The 17910-nt window shown below is 41.7% G+C and carries 12 protein-coding genes; 4 read left to right on the top strand and 8 right to left on the bottom strand.

The genetic code is table 11. From position 1 onward, the window contains the following. Positions 1–89 precede the first annotated feature (89 nt). Positions 90–3068 carry a DUF2339 domain-containing protein gene (locus ACE3PQ_RS00415; protein ID WP_374294165.1) on the bottom strand — a complete coding sequence of 993 codons (2979 nt, stop codon included), beginning with the start codon at positions 3066–3068 and terminating at the stop codon, positions 90–92. 171 nt (positions 3069–3239) lie between these two features. Between ACE3PQ_RS00415 and polA the strand changes: the two genes are divergently transcribed. Continuing rightward, entirely contained in the window at positions 3240–6023 is a 2784-nt protein-coding gene (polA, locus tag ACE3PQ_RS00410) for a DNA polymerase I (RefSeq protein WP_374294163.1), read from the top strand. Positions 6024–6085: 62 nt separating this feature from the next. On the opposite strand, the gene ACE3PQ_RS00405 is transcribed toward polA, so the two are convergent. Both ACE3PQ_RS00405 and ACE3PQ_RS00400 read right to left on the bottom strand, forming a co-directional pair. Next, positions 6086–6316, bottom strand: coding sequence for a hypothetical protein (locus tag ACE3PQ_RS00405; RefSeq protein WP_374294161.1), 231 nt, complete (start codon positions 6314–6316; stop codon positions 6086–6088). A gap of 122 nt (positions 6317–6438) precedes the next feature. Next, positions 6439–7680: an SAM-dependent methyltransferase gene (locus ACE3PQ_RS00400; RefSeq protein WP_374294159.1), complete on the bottom strand. Its 1242-nt coding sequence runs from the start codon at positions 7678–7680 to the stop codon at positions 6439–6441. Between the two features lie 216 nt (positions 7681–7896). Here ACE3PQ_RS00400 and ACE3PQ_RS00395 point away from each other — a divergent pair, with 216 nt between their 5' ends. From ACE3PQ_RS00395 to ACE3PQ_RS00385, 3 genes are all read left to right on the top strand, one after another. Next, complete coding sequence (locus ACE3PQ_RS00395) at positions 7897–8583, top strand: hemolysin III family protein (RefSeq protein WP_374294157.1); 687 nt, start codon at positions 7897–7899, stop codon at positions 8581–8583. A 148-nt stretch (positions 8584–8731) separates the two neighbouring features. After that, positions 8732–10027 (top strand): MFS transporter, encoded by a 1296-nt coding sequence (locus ACE3PQ_RS00390; protein ID WP_374294155.1) that lies wholly within the window; start codon positions 8732–8734, stop codon positions 10025–10027. 327 nt (positions 10028–10354) lie between these two features. Beyond that, positions 10355–11752: an APC family permease gene (locus tag ACE3PQ_RS00385; protein ID WP_374294153.1), complete on the top strand. Its 1398-nt coding sequence runs from the start codon at positions 10355–10357 to the stop codon at positions 11750–11752. 173 nt (positions 11753–11925) lie between these two features. On the opposite strand, the gene ACE3PQ_RS00380 is transcribed toward ACE3PQ_RS00385, so the two are convergent. From ACE3PQ_RS00380 to alaS, 5 genes are all read right to left on the bottom strand, one after another. Beyond that, positions 11926–12537 carry a glutathione binding-like protein gene (locus ACE3PQ_RS00380; RefSeq protein ID WP_298892536.1) on the bottom strand — a complete coding sequence of 204 codons (612 nt, stop codon included), beginning with the start codon at positions 12535–12537 and terminating at the stop codon, positions 11926–11928. Between the two features lie 147 nt (positions 12538–12684). Continuing rightward, entirely contained in the window at positions 12685–13149 is a 465-nt protein-coding gene (locus tag ACE3PQ_RS00375; protein ID WP_374294151.1) for a hypothetical protein, read from the bottom strand. A 222-nt stretch (positions 13150–13371) separates the two neighbouring features. Further along, positions 13372–13620: a carbon storage regulator CsrA gene (gene csrA / locus ACE3PQ_RS00370; protein ID WP_241572293.1), complete on the bottom strand. Its 249-nt coding sequence runs from the start codon at positions 13618–13620 to the stop codon at positions 13372–13374. Positions 13621–13836: 216 nt separating this feature from the next. Next, positions 13837–15117 carry an aspartate kinase gene (locus ACE3PQ_RS00365; RefSeq protein ID WP_374294148.1) on the bottom strand — a complete coding sequence of 427 codons (1281 nt, stop codon included), beginning with the start codon at positions 15115–15117 and terminating at the stop codon, positions 13837–13839. A gap of 121 nt (positions 15118–15238) precedes the next feature. Then, complete coding sequence (alaS, locus tag ACE3PQ_RS00360; protein ID WP_374294146.1) at positions 15239–17881, bottom strand: alanine--tRNA ligase; 2643 nt, start codon at positions 17879–17881, stop codon at positions 15239–15241. Positions 17882–17910: the final 29 nt, after the last annotated feature.

Below are 17910 nucleotides of genomic sequence, written 5' to 3'. Positions count from 1 at the left end.
AAAAAAAACTCAAGAATGGAGTTACTCTTTCGCACATGTTTAAATGTCAAATGCCAATTCAACCCTCAATAAACAAAGCTTTTTATCCCTCAATCCCCTAACCGCTTATTGTTCGGTGGCAACGGTGAAAAATAACCAATCACCAACATGATCAAACCACTACCAATAAAGGAAATAATCCGAGTCAGAGTCTGACTTTGCGACAGATCATGGAAGATCAATTTAAAAATCACCAAACCAAGTACCGCAATCCCGAGCATCCAGATATAGCGCCACGACTGACGACTCGCTAGCGTAGTGAGAATCAGCGCAATCAACGTCCACAGAATGGTTAAACTTGCCTGCACCGTGCCATTTTGCCATGCACCGTCGAGCCAGTACGGTAAGCCTGCATAATGCGTGAGCACACGAAGCATCAGACTGCTGATCAATAAAATACCTGTCCCAAGCAATACACTTGCAGAGGCAAACTGCCATGCTCGTGATGCGCTGAGCAAATATGGTTTTAGGGCAAAAGTCAGTATCACAAATACAATAATACTCACGAAATCAATTGGATTAAGTACTGGAACAAACGGTAGCGACCAAACGCCATCTTTGGCAAAACTCACTGAAACGAGCCAATACCACAGCACTGCTATCACAGCAAGATTACCCACCCATAGACTTTGCCAGTGGTGTAATCTTTTCACAAAATAGCTCAGCGCAAAGACAATGATTGGAAGTACGGCAAGCATCGCCACGTAGCTATTTTCACTTGCAAAACCACCGCCCAGTATCGCCAACATCAACACAGCGACAGCGGTATAAATCTGTACCGCAACATTGAAGAAATATGAATTTGATGGCTGCTCTAATACAATGCGCTGATTTTTAAAGACAGTGTCAATGACCAACAAGGCAAATACGGTCAGCCACAATATTGCCGAGCCTATCAAGGCGTACCATTCATAGCCTCCGTGATATGTCATGGCAAGATAAGATTTACCTTCGAGCTCATAACCGGCATTGCCAATTAACATTTCAAACGCCGTAATCGCCAAGACGATAAAAGCACTGATTTTCCATAGAAAATGTGTTTGAGATTTGGCAAAAAAACCATACCCAAGATAAAGTACAAATGTCCAAAGCAATAACGGCAAGCTAATCCACTCAAGATCAAGTCCGTAGAACTCATCAATCGCATAAAAATAATTTACAGGTGCAAGGATCAAGGACAAAAGCAACAATGTCATGCCACAGAAACTTGCCATAGCAGTTGCATTTGAAGTATCAGTTTGATGATCCGTTTCCTCTTTAGGATGCAATAATAAATACGTTGCAATCGCATAGCTCGCCATCAACAAGCATCCTGCAAACAGCGCACTTTGATTATTAAATAAGACCACATACAAAGTCGCCACACCACTCGCTAGCAATAGCGCCACACCGAAATATCGTGCATTGACGATCGCATAACGCCAACCGAGCCACAGCATCACCAAGCCATGAATCGCCCAACCGACACTACTCCAATAGGCATCAAAGGCGAATGGTAAAATCAACGCCAAAAACACAAAGCCTAAGCCGTAAAAACATTGCGTCAAAATGAGTAATTGCTTGGTTTTTTGATGAAGAACGTACGCTAAGACTAAATAGACACTCGCCAAGACCGCACTGGCAATCGACAGCGCATAGCCGTCAGACGACACCAAGCCTGCATAAAGGCTAAATGCCATAAATGGCGTAGCGAAAATCAGCGAGGTATCAATATAGGGAATGTCTTTGAACTGGGTTTTTAGGGCGACAATATGTTGACTATAGCGAATCGAGATAAAGAGATAGATCGCAAAAATTGCCCACACCCAACAGGCAATTTGGAAAGCCTGCGCATCTTCGGCTTTGCTCCAAATGGCAAAACCACCTAAGCCAAACGTGATCAGTAACGCTAAAGTATTGAGAATCCGCCACGGTTTAAAGTAGGCAATAATCGCTAATGCAAGGTTTAAAACAAAGAAATATGCCATTAATGCAGGAATATTATTACTGCCAGTATTGAGGATAAACGGCGCAATAAAACCACTGCCCAAAGCGATAAATGCCAAAATCAACGCATTCTGCCGAATCGCAAGCCATAAGGTCGTGGCAAGTATGGTGATCAATGCGACATAAGATAATGTGACTGAGTGAATCACACCTAGATGGAAACTGGAAAATAAAACGAGAAATAAAACGCCAAGTCCTAGACCCTGCAAGCTAATCGCATAATCAAAACGGCGTTGACGCAAGAAATAACCAAGCCCTGTCAGCGCTATACCACTTGCGCCAATCCCTGCCATTTTCGCAGATAAGGTCAATTGCCAATATTCACTAGCAAATCGCAATAACAACACTACGCCGATCAGCAAAATCACCACCGCAATACGCACGATACTGTTGCCACCTTTAAACCAGTTCAATGCAGCATCCCACATCGAAGTCATGGTTTTGAGTTCGTCATGCTTTGCAATTCGATCCATTTGATTTTCTAGTGCATCATCTACTCGGATCGTTTGTTTCGCTTGTGCAGAACTTGCATTCATCCATTCAGGTGAATCCGTTGCAGGTGAATCTGTGGAAATATTTTCAACATTCTGATTGTCTTGAATAATTTCATTTTGATATGACGGCGAAACCTGCTCAGGAAAACGATTTGTTTCTGCGACGACTTCTTTACTTTCTTCTATGCTTGCATCTCGTTGCACATCGACTTGAATTGCTGAATTTGAACCGTGAATTTGACCTTGTGATAGGCGATCGACTTGCTGTTGAAGTTGAAAGGTACTTTGCTGTAATTGTTTGATTTGCATATTTTGATTTTCATTGGCATTACAAGCAAGAATCACACTCCCAAGTAGTGCCAACCACCACACGGTATCGACACCGCCACCAAAGACTAACTGCCCTAAAAAAAGTATCGCAAAAATAATCAACAACATTCTCGCCCAAGTGGCATCAGGAAATCGAAATAGCGAAGTCGTCTGCGCATGCTGTGTGTGCAAAGCGTCGTTGCTTTTATTAAAATGATTTGGCGTATTTGGATTCGTCATTTATTCAATATTTTCATGTTCTATTAAAAAACAATTTAGCATGTCTTTTTGTTGATGTAACTGATTTATAACAAAGCGTAAAGCTTGATTTGTTATTGCGCACATCACATTGCAGTAAATCAGCTTTGCGGTACACTATAACCAGTCTTTAAAATATCAATGGAATCACACATGCCACCTTTTGTTTTGGTTGATGGGTCTTATTTCTTATTTCGTGCTTTTCACGCCCTACCGCCGTTGACCACTTCACAAGGTCTACACACCAATGCAGTGCGTGGCGCAAGCTCGGCGATTCAAAAGCTGATGCGCCGTATCCAACCAACGCATATGGCGGTGATTTTTGATACACCAGAGCCGACCTTTCGGCATAAACTGTCACCGATTTATAAAGGCGACCGCCCTGCGATGCCTGACGAACTCGGCGAGCAAATTCCGTATTTACATGATTTGATTCGTGCGCTTGGCATTCCGCTGTATAGCTTGGCGGGTGTTGAAGCTGATGACATTATTGGTACATTGACGCAACGTGCGCTTACCGAAGGTCATCAAGTGCTGATTTCTACTGGCGATAAGGACATGGCGCAACTGGTCAATCCCAACGTCACCTTAGAAGATAGCTTTAAAGAACGTCAGCTTGATGAGGCAGGCGTATTTGAGAAATTCGGCGTGCATCCGCATCAGATCATTGACTATTTGACTTTAATGGGTGACGCATCCGACGGCATCAAAGGCGTGCCAGGTGTTGGGGCGAAAACTGCAGCGAAACTGCTCAATGAATTTGGCTCACTCGACAGCATCATTGCCAACGTCGATCAGATCAAAGGTAAAGTCAGCCAAAATATCAAAGACAATCTCGACAATATCAAACTTGATCATCAACTGGCGACCATTATCACAGGCATAGATTTGACCTTGACGTGGGATGATCTCAAGCTGAGCAATCCCAATGTTAATGAACTACGCCGTCTGTATACAGAACTGGAATTCCGCACCCAATTACAATCGTTAAACCATCCGAATAATCCTGATAATGAAAAAAATCTGCAAGCCAATCAAAGCAAAAAGACTGAATCAAAGTCTAAAGACAATGGAAGTGAAACTGCCAATAATGATATAGAAAGCAATGCCCAACTGAGTAGCGACGATGATCAGCTCGGTCAAGCAAATTATCACACCGTCTTAAATCAAGCTGATTGGGATCACTTATTTAAACGTTTTGAAAATGCACAGCAATTCGCCATCGATACCGAAACCACCAGCTTAGATTATCGTATTGCAGAAATGGTCGGTTTGTCTGTGGCATTCGACAGCAAAGATGCCTACTACGTGCCATTCACGCATGACTATGACGGTGCGCCTGAACAGCTCAATCGTGAAACAATCTTGGCGCAACTCAAACCAATCTTGGAAAGTCCAAGCGTGGCGAAAATTGGTCATCACTTAAAATATGATGCACATATCTTTGCCAATCACGGTATCCAACTGCAAGGTTGGGGCTTTGACACCATGCTCGGCTCGTATGTACTCAATCCAACAGCAACTCGTCATAATATGGACGATGTGGCACGGTTGTATTTAAGTCATCTGACCACGACTTATGAGCAAGTCGCAGGCAAAGGGATTAAGCAACTGACCTTTAACCAAATTGATTTAAACATCGCAGCACCATACGCCTGCGAAGATGCGCATGTCGCCTATCGCTTATTTGAAGTGTTAAAAGAAAAACTTGCTGAACACCCTGAACTTTTAGCACTACTTGAACGTGTCGAGCTACCAACAGCACAAGTGTTGTGCAATATGGAATCTCGTGGTATTCAGCTTGATCCAGATTTTTTGACCAGCTTAAGTCAAGAGTTTGAAAAAGACATGCAAAGCTACGAATCACAAGCCATTGAAATCGCAGGGGAGCAATTTAACATCGCTTCACCAAAACAAGTCGGCGAGATTTTATTTGATAAATTAGGCTTAAAAGGCGGTAAAAAAACCGCTTCGGGACAATACAGCACCGGTGAAGCCGTACTGGAAAAAATTGATCATCCAATCACGCAAATCATTTTGGATTATCGTACCCTTGCTAAACTGAAAAGTACTTACACCGATCGTTTGGTCGAACAAGCAGATCCTAAAACTCAACGTGTCCACACCAGTTATCATCAAGCCGTCACCACAACTGGTCGTCTATCTTCAACTGATCCTAATCTACAAAACATTCCGATTCGTGGTGAGATTGGTCGTCAGATTCGTAAAGCTTTCGTTGCACCGAAAGGTCGTGTGATTCTCGCTGCCGATTATTCACAAATCGAACTGCGTTTGATGGCACATTTCTGCGAAGACGAAGCATTGGTCAAAGCCTTTAACGAAGGACAAGACATTCACCAAGCGACCGCTTCAGAAGTGCTAAATATTCCACTGGATGAAGTGACTTCTGATCAACGTCGTCAAGCCAAAGCCGTCAACTTCGGTCTACTCTACGGCATGTCCGAATTTGGTTTGATTCGTCAGCTTGGCTTTACTCGTGAAGAATCGCAAAACTATATCAAACAATATTTTCAGCGTTATCCAGGTATTTACGAATACATGCAACGCACGCGTCAGCTTGCGCAGGAACAAGGCTTTGTCGAAACCTTACTTGGTCGTCGACTGTATACACCTGATATTCATGCTCGCAATATGATGGTACGAAAAGCCGCAGAACGTGCGGCGATCAATGCGCCATTACAAGGTAGTGCTGCGGATATTATCAAACTGGCGATGATTGCCATTGAAAAGAAACTGGATCAAAGTCGTGCATTGTTGTTACTGCAAGTCCACGATGAATTGGTCTTTGAAGTCGATGAAGATTATGTTGTTGATGCAACAACATTGATCAAAGACACCATGCAAGATGTACTCACGCTAAATGTACCGCTTGTGGTTGAAGTGGGTCAAGGTCAGAATTGGGATGAAGCGCATTAAGCGTTTCATTCTCGATGTAATTCGTTTTTAGAATAAATTGGTTAGCTATAATTATTGCTAATCTATGATTTTCGTGGATTTACGACAACATCCTGACTCTTAAATACTTTTAAGCGCAGTGTTTGCCAAGTTGTTCTTTCTTCAGTAAAACTGTGTTGTTGTTTAAATGCATTCAGCTCACGTTGTAATTTTTCAATTTGTTGTTGCTGTGCTTCGATGATCGACAGTTGATGTTCAAGAATATCTTTATATTTGCCGATCACTTTTTGTTGTAGCGCATGGGTTATTTTCATCACATGTCCTGTGTTTTTAATTAACCTATGCTTAAAATAATTCATTGATATTTCAGCCACATGAAAAGTTTAAGTCAGTTTTATGACAATTCATTTATCATTTAAAGTCGCGCTTTACACCGCTAGCACGCACAGCCATGTCGATCATCGACTGGCAGATCTCTGAGTAAATTTTCTAAGGCATGATTGCGTATACCATAAAATGCTTTTAAATCAGCAATTTGCTGTAGCACTTTTTGATTTGGCTGACTTTCCGCATTACGCTTTTTCGTCGCCAAAATCATTTTATTTTTACTGGTATGCTCCAAAGATACGAATTCCAACACTTTGGTGTCATAGCCATAGGCTTGTAGAAATAAAGCTCGAATGGTATCGGTGAGCATCTCCCCCTGTTGTCCCATATGTACGCCATAGACCAGCATCGGGGATAGTACCGTTGGCGATTGCATTTGCGGACGCAACTCTTTATGACAACATGGTGCGCACATAATCACTTTGGCACCCAAGCGGATCCCGGTATGAATGGCAAAATCCGTCGCAATATCACAAGCATGTAGCGCAATCATCACATCCGTTTGCTCTGGCTGATAACTACGCACATCGCCTTGAAAGAATTGTAAGTGTTGAAAATCACTTTGCGTGGCGACATTTTGGCAAAAATCTACCAACTCTTGACGTAGCTCTACACCAGTCACCTGTGGCGCAAACTGATGCGTTTGTAAATAATCATAAACGGCACAAGTCAGATAGCCTTTACCTGACCCAAAATCCACTACATGTAAATTTTGATGTTCAGTAAATCCTGCTTGATTGACTGCCCCTGCGAAAATCTCCACAAATTTATTAATCTGCTTCCACTTCCTCGACATGCTTGGAATGATCTGATGCTTTTGATCGGTCACACCAATTAACTGTAAAAATGGGCGATCTTGTTCAATCCAACGCTGTTTTTGGCGATTATGTTGTTGCGCTGTATTTATGTTTTCCTGCGGATTAGATGCGGTATGTTTTGTAGTTTTAATTTTTGTTTGCGTCAATTGCCATTGTTGCTTTTTAATTTTGAGTTGAAATTCAGCTTGATCTGTAAACAAATTACTTTGCTTAAATTGATCGAGCCAATCAGTAAGCAATGATTCAAACGCTTGCCATGTATAGTTTTTGGTGATGTCTTTGGTTTGATAACGATACACGACTTGGAGTTGCAATTCATCTTTGAGTTTAATTGGGCGAATCATCAACTTTTGCAGATTCGGTTCATCTCCTTGATATTGGTTCAATATCAAGCGTTGCAAAGTACTCGACTGCCAAGCATGTTGAATATGCTGAAAAAATTCAAATGCTTGCCCTTGCAAACTGATCGCCATTATCATGAACTCAAACTAAAACCGAAGGTACTATTTTAACTGATTCATACGTTTTAAGCATCTTCACTAATCTTTGGAAAGATGTTTTGACACATTGTCTTGTAGCAAGCTGATTGTCTGATTTGCAGTTTTATAAAGCGAACAAGTAAAAATTGTCATTTTAATTTAAAAATACAAGTGTATAGTAATTGCATTCTTTCGCAGATTCAAATTCCTATGCTTAACAATTTAGACTGCTCAAATCACCAATCTATCAGCACTCAGGATATTGTCGATGAAATACTTGACTATCATCCACATGAAGAACGTCTGAATGCACTTACGCATGGTTTAGCGGCTTTTGCCGCAATGATCGCTACGTTACTACTGTGTATAGAGGCCTATGCCCTATCGCTCGGTGCAGGATTTACCATGTTGGTCTATGGTCTAAGTATGGTTTTGCTATTTTCCGCTTCGACCTTGTATCACGGTGCAACGACTATGGAGCGTCGTGCATGGTTAAAGAAGTTAGATCATACGGCGATTTATTACCTCATCGCAGGAACGTACACGCCTTTCCTTGCTCTATATATTCCTACACCGAAAGCGAAAATTTTATTGGTGGCATTATGGTCGATCGCTTTCTTAGGCACGTTGTCTAAGCTATATTTTATCGAACGTTTTAAAGCATTGTCGCTGATAGCATATCTTGCAATGGGTTGGCTTGCGGTGTTTGTGATTGATGATATGCGTACTTATCTCAGTACATTGTCATTACGGTTACTCATCCTTGGTGGCATATTTTATACCGTTGGTACGATTTTCTATGCCATGAAAAAATATACCTACACGCATGTCATTTGGCATCTATTTGTCATTCTTGGCGCAGTGGCGCACTTTTTTGCAATCTGGGTGATGTTGTAAAGCACTTTGAAAAATCATCTAAAAATATCAAGAGTATTTTAAAAATTTGGCTTTGATCAGTTTTTGCTTTGTAATTCGTTTTCAAGTGGTTAAACTGTCTGACTTTAAAAGTGAATTACCGCTGAAACGAGAAAAACTAGGATCAACCATGCAATCGACTGCAACGCAACCAACTAACTCCAAGGCTCGTGTGCTCACCGCCAGTATGGTCGGAACAACCATTGAGTTTTATGATTTTTATATTTATGCCACAGCGGCAGTCATTGTATTTCCTCATTTGTTCTTCCCATCCAGTAATCCGCAAACAGCGGTGTTGCAGTCTTTAGCGACCTTTGCCATTGCATTCTTAGCACGTCCGTTAGGTTCTGCATTATTTGGGCATTTCGGTGATCGTATCGGACGGAAAACCACACTAGTTGCTGCATTACTCACGATGGGTCTATCCACCATTGCCATTGGTTTATTGCCAACTTATCAAGACATTGGTATTACCGCAGCGATCTTGCTTGCAATCTGCCGTTTGGGACAAGGGATTGGGCTTGGTGGCGAATGGAGTGGTGCAGTCCTCCTTGCCACAGAAAATGCACCCGAAGGCAAACGTGCTTGGTACGGTATGTTTCCACAGCTTGGCGCACCATTCGGTTTGATTTTGGCAAATGGTTTCTTTATTTTCTTAGGTTCAGTGCTCACTGATGAACAATTCTTGGCATGGGGTTGGCGTATTCCGTTCTTAGCCAGTGCGATTTTAGTCATCGTCGGTTTATATATTCGTTTGAAACTGCATGAAACACCTGCATTCCAACGTGTTTTGGATAAGCAAGAAGAAAAAAGCGTCCCAGTCGCAGCAGTCTTTAAAAATAATCTGCCTCAATTGATTCTCGGGACTTTAGCAGCGATTTGTACCTTTGTGGTGTTCTATCTGACAACAGTGTTTTCATTAAGCTGGGGGACTAAAGCACTCGGTTATCCACGTGAGCAGTTCTTGCTCTTAGTGACTTTAGCGACTTTTGCCTTTGCAGCATTTATTCCTCTCGTTGCGATTTTGGCGGAGAAGTTTGGACGTAAGGCGACCTCGATTGTAGTCTGTATTATTTGTATCATTTTTGGTTTCTTCTTTGCAGATTTATTAGTTGCCAATAACGTCGGTTCTGTATTTGCTTTCCTATGTCTGGGCTTGGCAATCATGGGCTTAACGTATGGTCCAATTGGTACTGTGCTATCCGAGCTATTCCCCACTTCTGTGCGTTATACAGGATCAGCACTAACCTTTAATATGGCGGGTATTTTGGGTGCATCTTTTGCACCATTAATTGCCACTTATCTTGCAACGACTTATGGTTTACACGCTGTAGGCTATTATCTTGCAGGTGCAGCAACGATCTCGTTAATTGCTTTCCTTTGTATGAAAGAAAGTAAAAATATTGATGTGAATCAGCAAATCTAATAGATTCAAAAAACTTTTCTTACAAGCAAAGTAATAAGCTTATGATTTTTAAAAAGATGGCTATGGATTAGCCATCTTTTTTATGCTTACAATTTTTTATCATAAAAACAGCTTGTCGATTTATTTTAAGAATTTTTCTTATTTTGCTTTATTTTGGCTAAATTTTTGCTATTTTTTGCCCTAGAGTTGCTGACAAAAGCTAAGGTTTTGCGTTATTTTGTTGCGCTCTTTTTAAAAAGTATTTTGGGGGGATCAGTTGTTGATCCTGATACATCGCGATCCTTGGCTTTAAATCATAAGAAGTCATCACTCAAGGGGATAACGACATTGTCTAATTTTGCTGGTACACAATCGGCTGTGAAGCTACAAAAAACGCTAGGACTCTGGCACGTCATTATTATCGGCTTGGCATATATCCAACCGATGACTTTATTTGATACGTTTGGTTTGGTGTCTGACGAAAGTAATTTCCACGTTCCAACTTCTTATTTGATTGCCCTCGTTGCGATTTTATTAACCTCGATTAGCTATGGTCATATGATCCGTCGCTACCCTTCTTCGGGTTCTGCATATACTTATGCACAAAAGTCGATCCATCCAAATGTCGGCTTTTTGGTCGGTTGGTCTTCATGGCTTGATTATTTACTATCGCCGATGGTCAACATCATTCTTGCGGTGATTTATCTAGAAGCCTTGTTCCCAAGTATTAATCATTGGGTTTGGGTGGTTGTACTGACTGCATTTATGACTGGGGTCAACTTACGTGGTGCACGTTTCGTTGCGAATTTTAATAGCTTGATCGTCTTTGTACAGTTGCTTGTCATCGGTATCTTTACCTATCTGATTTATACCAAGTTGCAACTTGGTTCGAATGTCGAAGGACCTATTACCGCTGAAACACGCTATCAACTGTGGAGCTTGGAGCCATTTTGGAATGAGCTGACCTCTGTTGGTGCATTGATCACAGGTGCGACTTTACTGTGCTTCTCATTCACAGGTTTTGACTCTTTAAGCTCACTTGCTGAAGAAACTAAAGATACTGAAAAGACTTTGCCTAAAGCGATATTCTTAACAGCATTGATTGCTGGGGTAATTTTTGTTATCAGTACCTACTTTATGCAAATCTACTTCCCGAATGATCCTGCAAAATACTTTGCTGATATCGAAGCGACACAGCCTGATATTTTACTCTTGGTCGGTGGTTCGCTATTCCAATCTTATGTCTTAGCATTTGCAATTATTACGGTGATGGCATCAGGGATTTCTGCGCACGCAGGTGTATCTCGCTTGATGTACGTGATGGGTCGTGATGGCATTATCAATAAGAAAATCTTTGGTCATATCAGTCCAAAGAGCTTCACACCGTCATATAACATTTTGATCGTTGGCGCTGTCGCATTGACTGCGGGTTTTATGAGCTTGGATTTTGTGATTTCATTGATTAGCTTTGGTGCATTGACTGCATTTAGCTTTGTGAATTTGTCAGTCATTTCACGCTATGCGCTACGTGACCGTCGTACCAAGTCATTCAAAGAAATTTTGAATTTTGTCATTATTCCAGTGCTTGGCTTTATCAGTATTGCTGCGCTATGGATTGAAACAGATGAAACATCATTGAAAGCAGGTCTGACTTGGGCTGCTGTCGGTGTATTCTACCTTGCGTATAAAACAGGTGGATTCACACGCCCTGCACCGCAGCACAATGAGTTTGATGATCATAAATAAATGATGAAATCATTATGAATCATGGTTCGTGATCCAAGTGCATTCAATGTGCTTAGGTCATAAATGATGATTCACATTGAAGAATCTAAACTGACAATCTAAGTTGAAGAATCTAAGTTGTAAAAAAGCACCTATATAGGTGCTTTTTTAATCGCATTGATTTATAAAAAGTTTTAGCTAATCAAACCTTCATCACGCATAGCGATCTGAACAGATTGACGTTGGAATACCACATCACGAAGATCGTTAATTTCCTTAAATTTTGACAAATCATGTCCAATTGATTTCGACCAGTTGGTCAAAACGAATAGATACGCATCAGCAGGACCGAAGTTGTCATCGACTAGAAAATCGGTATCAACTTCCGCAAGATAATCTTCAACAAATTGCAATAAACGATCAATCTCGGCATAGCCACGTGCTTTTTCTTCATCGCTTAACTCACGACCGGAGAATACCGCATAGGCATCATGTACTTCTGAATTGAGAAAACCTAGCCACTCAAGGACTTTAGCACGACCAAGACCCGATGGTGGAATCAAATCCTGACGTGGATCATGCTGTGCAAGGAATGGTAAAACAGCTACATTCTCAGTCAACACTAAGCCTGGATTGATTTCAAGTGCGGGTACATAGCCTTTAGGATTAATTGCATAATAATCCTGACCTTTTTCAGTGGTATGTGTCTTTAAATCAACACGTTCTAAATCAAAATCGACGTTTATTTCATTCAAAATAATATGTGCAGCCAATGAGCAAGCGCCTGGCGTGTAATACAGCTTCATTGTTTTTCCCTGTGATAACCTATGACTATTTGTAGAGGGTTCTGCCCCAACTTTCAAGTACTAAAGTTTATCATCTTGCTACAACTTATGTATGACAGTTAGTTTGCACAAATTTTCAACAGTTTAATGCTTTATTTAACATCCAATTTAATCATCAGAATTGGAATAATAAGGTTCAACAATCGTCCAAACACGCCCTCTCACGTTATTTGCTTCATATGATCCTGTTTCATGATTAAATTGAATTTCGTAATATTGATTATTCGCCCAAATCTCATCGTAATTTCCAGCCCATCTGAAGCTATACCATTCATTACCAAAATTACGCGTGAAATAATCATGTTGTTGCCCAATCTCACGAACAAAATCTTCAGGATAGAGTAGAGCTAAGATATTTAAACTTTGATAACTTGGAGTTTCACTTAGGCTTTGATCTTGTTGAATAATGAATACTTTATTTTCAGCAACAGCTTCATTGAGGACGAGAGAATTTTTACTGGCTGTTTCTGCGAGTTCATCATCAGAAACAGGTTGTACCGCTAGAGTCGATTGCGAAGTGATAATCGCCATCCCTGCAAGCATCGGCAGCAGTTGCTTAAACCACTGTTTCATGTGACATCCCCTTCAGCATTTGTTGTTTTTTCATCTTCATTGATGACATTTTATGCAATAAACTTAACAAGTTTGTCATTGAGGTGCAATCGAATCTATCACCACTTGTCGAAAACAGATGAAAAAATTGATTATTTTTATATTTTGAGAATTTTCAGTGCTTTTTAATTCGGCAAAATAAAACCATTGATATCGACCAATGGTTTTATTACTACAGAGAGATTAACGATTGAACTGGGAGTAGTCGTCGTCGTTAAAATTTGGGCTAAAATCATCATCTAAATGCTGAAGATGCTCATGCATCGCACGCTCGTGTTGAATTCGTTGATAAATTTCTTCACGATGTACTGAAACTTCTTTCGGTGCATTAACACCAATACGCACTTGATTACCTTTCACACCCAGTACTGTTACACTCACTTGATCGCCGATCATGAGTGTTTCACCTACACGACGTGTCAAAATTAGCATTATTGCCTCCTTGCTAATATGCGTGAAACTGATGAATTTCAAATCTAAATACAAGGCAAAGAAAAACTTCTTTTCGCACAACCGCTTTTATTTGTTTGCATATAAATCGAAAGGACTAATATAACAGAGCCACTATAGAAGTATAGTGGCACATTGTCGGGCAAACTGAAATTTAATTCGCATTTGCCCTGAGATTTGTCGCTAAGTGCTTATTTTTTAAGCACGTGCGCTACTTTCACCATGTTCACGATCTAAGCCAAAAGCAGTATGCAATGCACGAACTGCTAATTCTAAATACTTTTCATCAATGATCACTGAGATTTTGATTTCAGACGTTGAGATCATCAAGATGTTGATACCTTCATCTGCAAGTGCGGTAAACATTTTGCTCGCCACACCTGCGTGAGAGCGCATGCCGACACCAACGATTGATACTTTCACGATATCATCACGTGTTGATACTTCACGTGCACCGATCTTCTGTGCAGTATCTTCCAAAATCTTTTTGGCTTTTGACATTTCTGTGCGATTCACAGTAAAGGTGAAATCAGTCGTGCCGTCTTCTTCGACGTTTTGGATGATCATGTCTACCTCGACGTTGGCATCACCTATAGGAGAAAGGATTTTTGACGCAATGCCTGGCTCATCAGGTACACCAAGAATAGTTAATTTTGCTTCATCACGGTTGAAAGCAATACCAGAGATAATAGGTTGTTCCATAGTGTCTTCCGATTCTGTTGTAATGAGTGTACCGACAGTTTGTTTAAAATGATCATCAAATGCGCCGTCATCGTCGTTATCAAAACTTGATAAAACACGTAGCGGAACTTGATATTTTCCTGCAAATTCGACTGAGCGAATTTGTAATACTTTTGAGCCGAGCGATGCCATCTCTAACATTTCTTCAAAAGAAATACGATCTACTTTCTTCGCCTTCGGTGCGACACGTGGATCAGTGGTATAGACACCATCTACATCGGTATAGATTTGGCATTCGTCCGCTTTCAGTGCAGCAGCCAGTGCAACACCAGAAGTATCCGAACCACCACGTCCTAATGTCGTGGTATTCCCTTCCGAATCGAAGCCTTGAAAGCCTGCAACAACGATCACACGGCCTGCATTTAAGTGGTCCGTCATGACATCGGTATCAATCGCTTCAATACGTGCTTTGTTATACGCATGGTCGGTACGAATACCGACTTGACGACCTGTCAATGATTTGGCTTCTGTACCAATCGAGTTGAGTGCCATTGCCAACATTGCAATGGTGACTTGCTCACCCGTTGATACCATTTGATCAAGCTCACGTGGATCAGGCGTTTCAGTAATTGCCTTTGCCAAAGCCAATAAGCGGTTGGTTTCACCACTCATCGCCGATACAACGACAACCACTTGATGACCATGATCATGCCAACGCTTTACACGACGAGCCACATTCAAGATGCGCTCAGGTGTACCCATTGACGTACCACCATATTTTTGAACGATTAAAGCCATAGAATTATTCCAAATTCACCCAAAATACTTAAAACCTAAATTCTTGATTTTTTAAATTTAAAATCAGAACCTAACAACACTTTTAACAATAATAACCATCAAGCATTATTTTGATCATCAATTATTGTGTAGATAACCAATTACTCAATCCTGCGATCACAGTTTCCACTTGATCACTCATCGGCGCACCGCCTTGAGCCAAATCAGGTTTACCACCGCCTTTACCGCCCAATTCATTGGCAAGATGTTTGATAATATCCCCTGCTTTGATTGCGCCTTGATGTACTTGGGCAACTGAAGCAAGCAAACTGACTTTATCCGACTCTGTGCCCACAAGAACGATCACCGCATCATCCAATTTTGATTTGACACTATCATGAAGATGACGCAAAGACTTCGCATCAATACCATTCGCCTGTGCGATCAAAGTCTTGCGACCTGCGATCTCTTGCACATTTGACAAGAGTTCGGTCGCTTGGAAATTTGCCAATTTTTGATTGAGTTGCTCGATTTGCTTTTGCAATTGCGCAGCTTGATCAGCAGTCGCACGGACTTTTTCTAAAGTTTGATCTTTTTGCGCTTTCAGCAAACCATTGATCTGTGCAATGGTACTTTCTGCGTGTTGTACGGTTTCGATCGCTTTGCTACCTGTGACCGCTTCGATACGACGCACACCTGCTGCGATACCACCTTCCGAGACGATCTTAAATAGCCCAATATCACCAGTACGTTTGACGTGGATACCACCGCACAGTTCGATAGAGAAATTACGCTCATCAGTCACTGTACCCATGGTCAATACACGTACTTCATCGCCGTACTTCTCACCAAAGAGCATCATTGCGCCTTTGGACTTCGCCGTTTCGATGTCAAGCACTTCTGTCAATACTGGGGTATTGGCAATCACTTCACGATTCACCAAACGCTCGATTTCTTGAAGTTGTGCAAATGTCACAGGCTGATCATTGGCAAAGTCAAAACGCAAAATATCACTGGCAACCAATGAGCCTTTTTGCTGTACATGTGCACCTAAGATTTGACGTAAAGCAGCGTGGAGTAGATGCGTTGCAGAGTGATTTTTTGCCGTATTCGCTCGAATATCCGCTTTGACAATCGCTTCAACTTTTTGTGATGCTTTTAGTTGACCAACGGTGACAATGCCTTGATGCACGAATGCACCGCCTGACTTCTTGGTGTCTTGGACTTCAAAAATACCTGTTTCATTTTTGAATATCCCTGTATCACCGATCTGACCACCACTTTCTGCGTAGAATGGCGTTTGATTCAGTACGATCAGAGCTTCATCGCCTTCAACCACTTCATCCACTTGCTCGCCGTCTTTATAGATCGCAATGATTTGACCTTGACCTTGTGTCGCATCGTAGCCGTCAAACTGGGTATCGCCGTCGACTTTGACGATGGCGTTGTAATCGACATTGAATTTTCCTGCATCACGAGCTCGTTGGCGCTGTGCCGCCATTTCCACTTCAAAGCCTGCTTCGTCAATACTGAGTTCACGTTCACGTGCAATATCAGCAGTTAAATCTGTTGGGAAGCCGTAAGTATCATACAGTTTAAAGACGGTTTCACCTGCAATGACTTTACCTTGTAGATTCGCCAACTCACCTTCGAGCAATTTCAAACCTTGTTCCAAAGTCTTGGCAAATTGTTCTTCTTCTTTGATCAATGCCGCTTCGATGCGTGCTTTATTGGCTTCAAGCTCAGGATAGGCTTGACCCATTACCTCGATGAGCGGTTGCAACATTTTGTAGAAGAATGTGCCTGTTGCGCCGAGTTTATTACCATGACGCACCGCACGGCGGATGATACGACGTAGCACATAACCACGCCCTTCATTCGATGGATTCACACCGTCTGCGATCAAAAAACAGCACGAACGTGCATGGTCGGCAACTACACGTAACGACGGCTGACCTTCATCTTGAATGCCAATAATGTCCGCAGCAGATTTTAATAGATGTTGGAATAGGTCGATTTCATAGTTGGAATTGACATGTTGTAATACCGCAGAAATACGCTCCAAACCCATGCCTGTATCGACTGACGGTGCGGGCAATGGATGCAACACGCCATCTGCAGTCCGGTTAAACTGCATAAAGACGTTATTCCAAATCTCGATAAAACGGTCGCCATCTTCTTCAGGCGTACCTGGTAAACCACCCCAAATATGGTCGCCATGGTCATAGAAAATCTCAGAACACGGACCACAAGGACCTGTATCGCCCATCGCCCAGAAGTTGTCTGATTCGTATTTTGCGCCTTTATCGCCAATACGGATAATGCGATCTGCGCTTAGTCCAACGTCTTTATTCCAAATCTCAAAAGCTTCATCATCGGTATGATAGATCGTTGCGTATAGACGATCTTTAGGTAGTGCTAAAGTTACGGTTAAAAATTCCCATGCAAAGAGAATGGCATCTTTCTTAAAATAATCGCCAAAGGAGAAGTTACCCAACATTTCAAAGAACGTGTGGTGACGAGCGGTGTAGCCGACATTATCTAAATCGTTATGTTTACCACCCGCACGGACACACTTTTGCGAACTGGTTGCACGCACGTAATCACGTTTTTCTAGTCCCAAGAAGCAGTCTTTAAACTGGTTCATGCCTGCGTTAGTAAACAGCAAAGTTGGGTCATCACTTGGCACAAGTGAGCTTGAGGCGATGCGTGTATGCCCTTTTGATTCGAAATAACTTAAAAACGCTTCACGAATATCAGCGACGGTCATCAAAGGTGTGCTCACTGCAAGTGACTCCATACATTGGGCATGAT

The sequence above is a fragment of the Acinetobacter sp. genome, assembly GCF_041911495.1.
Classification (GTDB): Bacteria; Pseudomonadota; Gammaproteobacteria; order Pseudomonadales; family Moraxellaceae; genus Acinetobacter.
This window is presented reverse-complemented; position numbering and strand designations above follow the sequence as displayed.

Bases quoted from the DNA above. Each gene is read 5' to 3' on its own strand.
- ACE3PQ_RS00415 (WP_374294165.1), bottom strand. From the start codon at position 3,068: ATGACGAATCCAAATACGCCAAATCATTTTAATAAAAGCAACGACGCT.
- polA (WP_374294163.1), top strand. From the start codon at position 3,240: ATGCCACCTTTTGTTTTGGTTGATGGGTCTTATTTCTTATTTCGTGCT.
- ACE3PQ_RS00405 (WP_374294161.1), bottom strand. From the start codon at position 6,316: ATGAAAATAACCCATGCGCTACAACAAAAAGTGATCGGCAAATATAAA.
- ACE3PQ_RS00400 (WP_374294159.1), bottom strand. From the start codon at position 7,680: ATGGCGATCAGTTTGCAAGGGCAAGCATTTGAATTTTTTCAGCATATT.
- ACE3PQ_RS00395 (WP_374294157.1), top strand. From the start codon at position 7,897: ATGCTTAACAATTTAGACTGCTCAAATCACCAATCTATCAGCACTCAG.
- ACE3PQ_RS00390 (WP_374294155.1), top strand. From the start codon at position 8,732: ATGCAATCGACTGCAACGCAACCAACTAACTCCAAGGCTCGTGTGCTC.
- ACE3PQ_RS00380 (WP_298892536.1), bottom strand. From the start codon at position 12,537: ATGAAGCTGTATTACACGCCAGGCGCTTGCTCATTGGCTGCACATATT.
- ACE3PQ_RS00375 (WP_374294151.1), bottom strand. From the start codon at position 13,149: ATGAAACAGTGGTTTAAGCAACTGCTGCCGATGCTTGCAGGGATGGCG.
- csrA (WP_241572293.1), bottom strand. From the start codon at position 13,620: ATGCTAATTTTGACACGTCGTGTAGGTGAAACACTCATGATCGGCGAT.
- ACE3PQ_RS00365 (WP_374294148.1), bottom strand. From the start codon at position 15,117: ATGGCTTTAATCGTTCAAAAATATGGTGGTACGTCAATGGGTACACCT.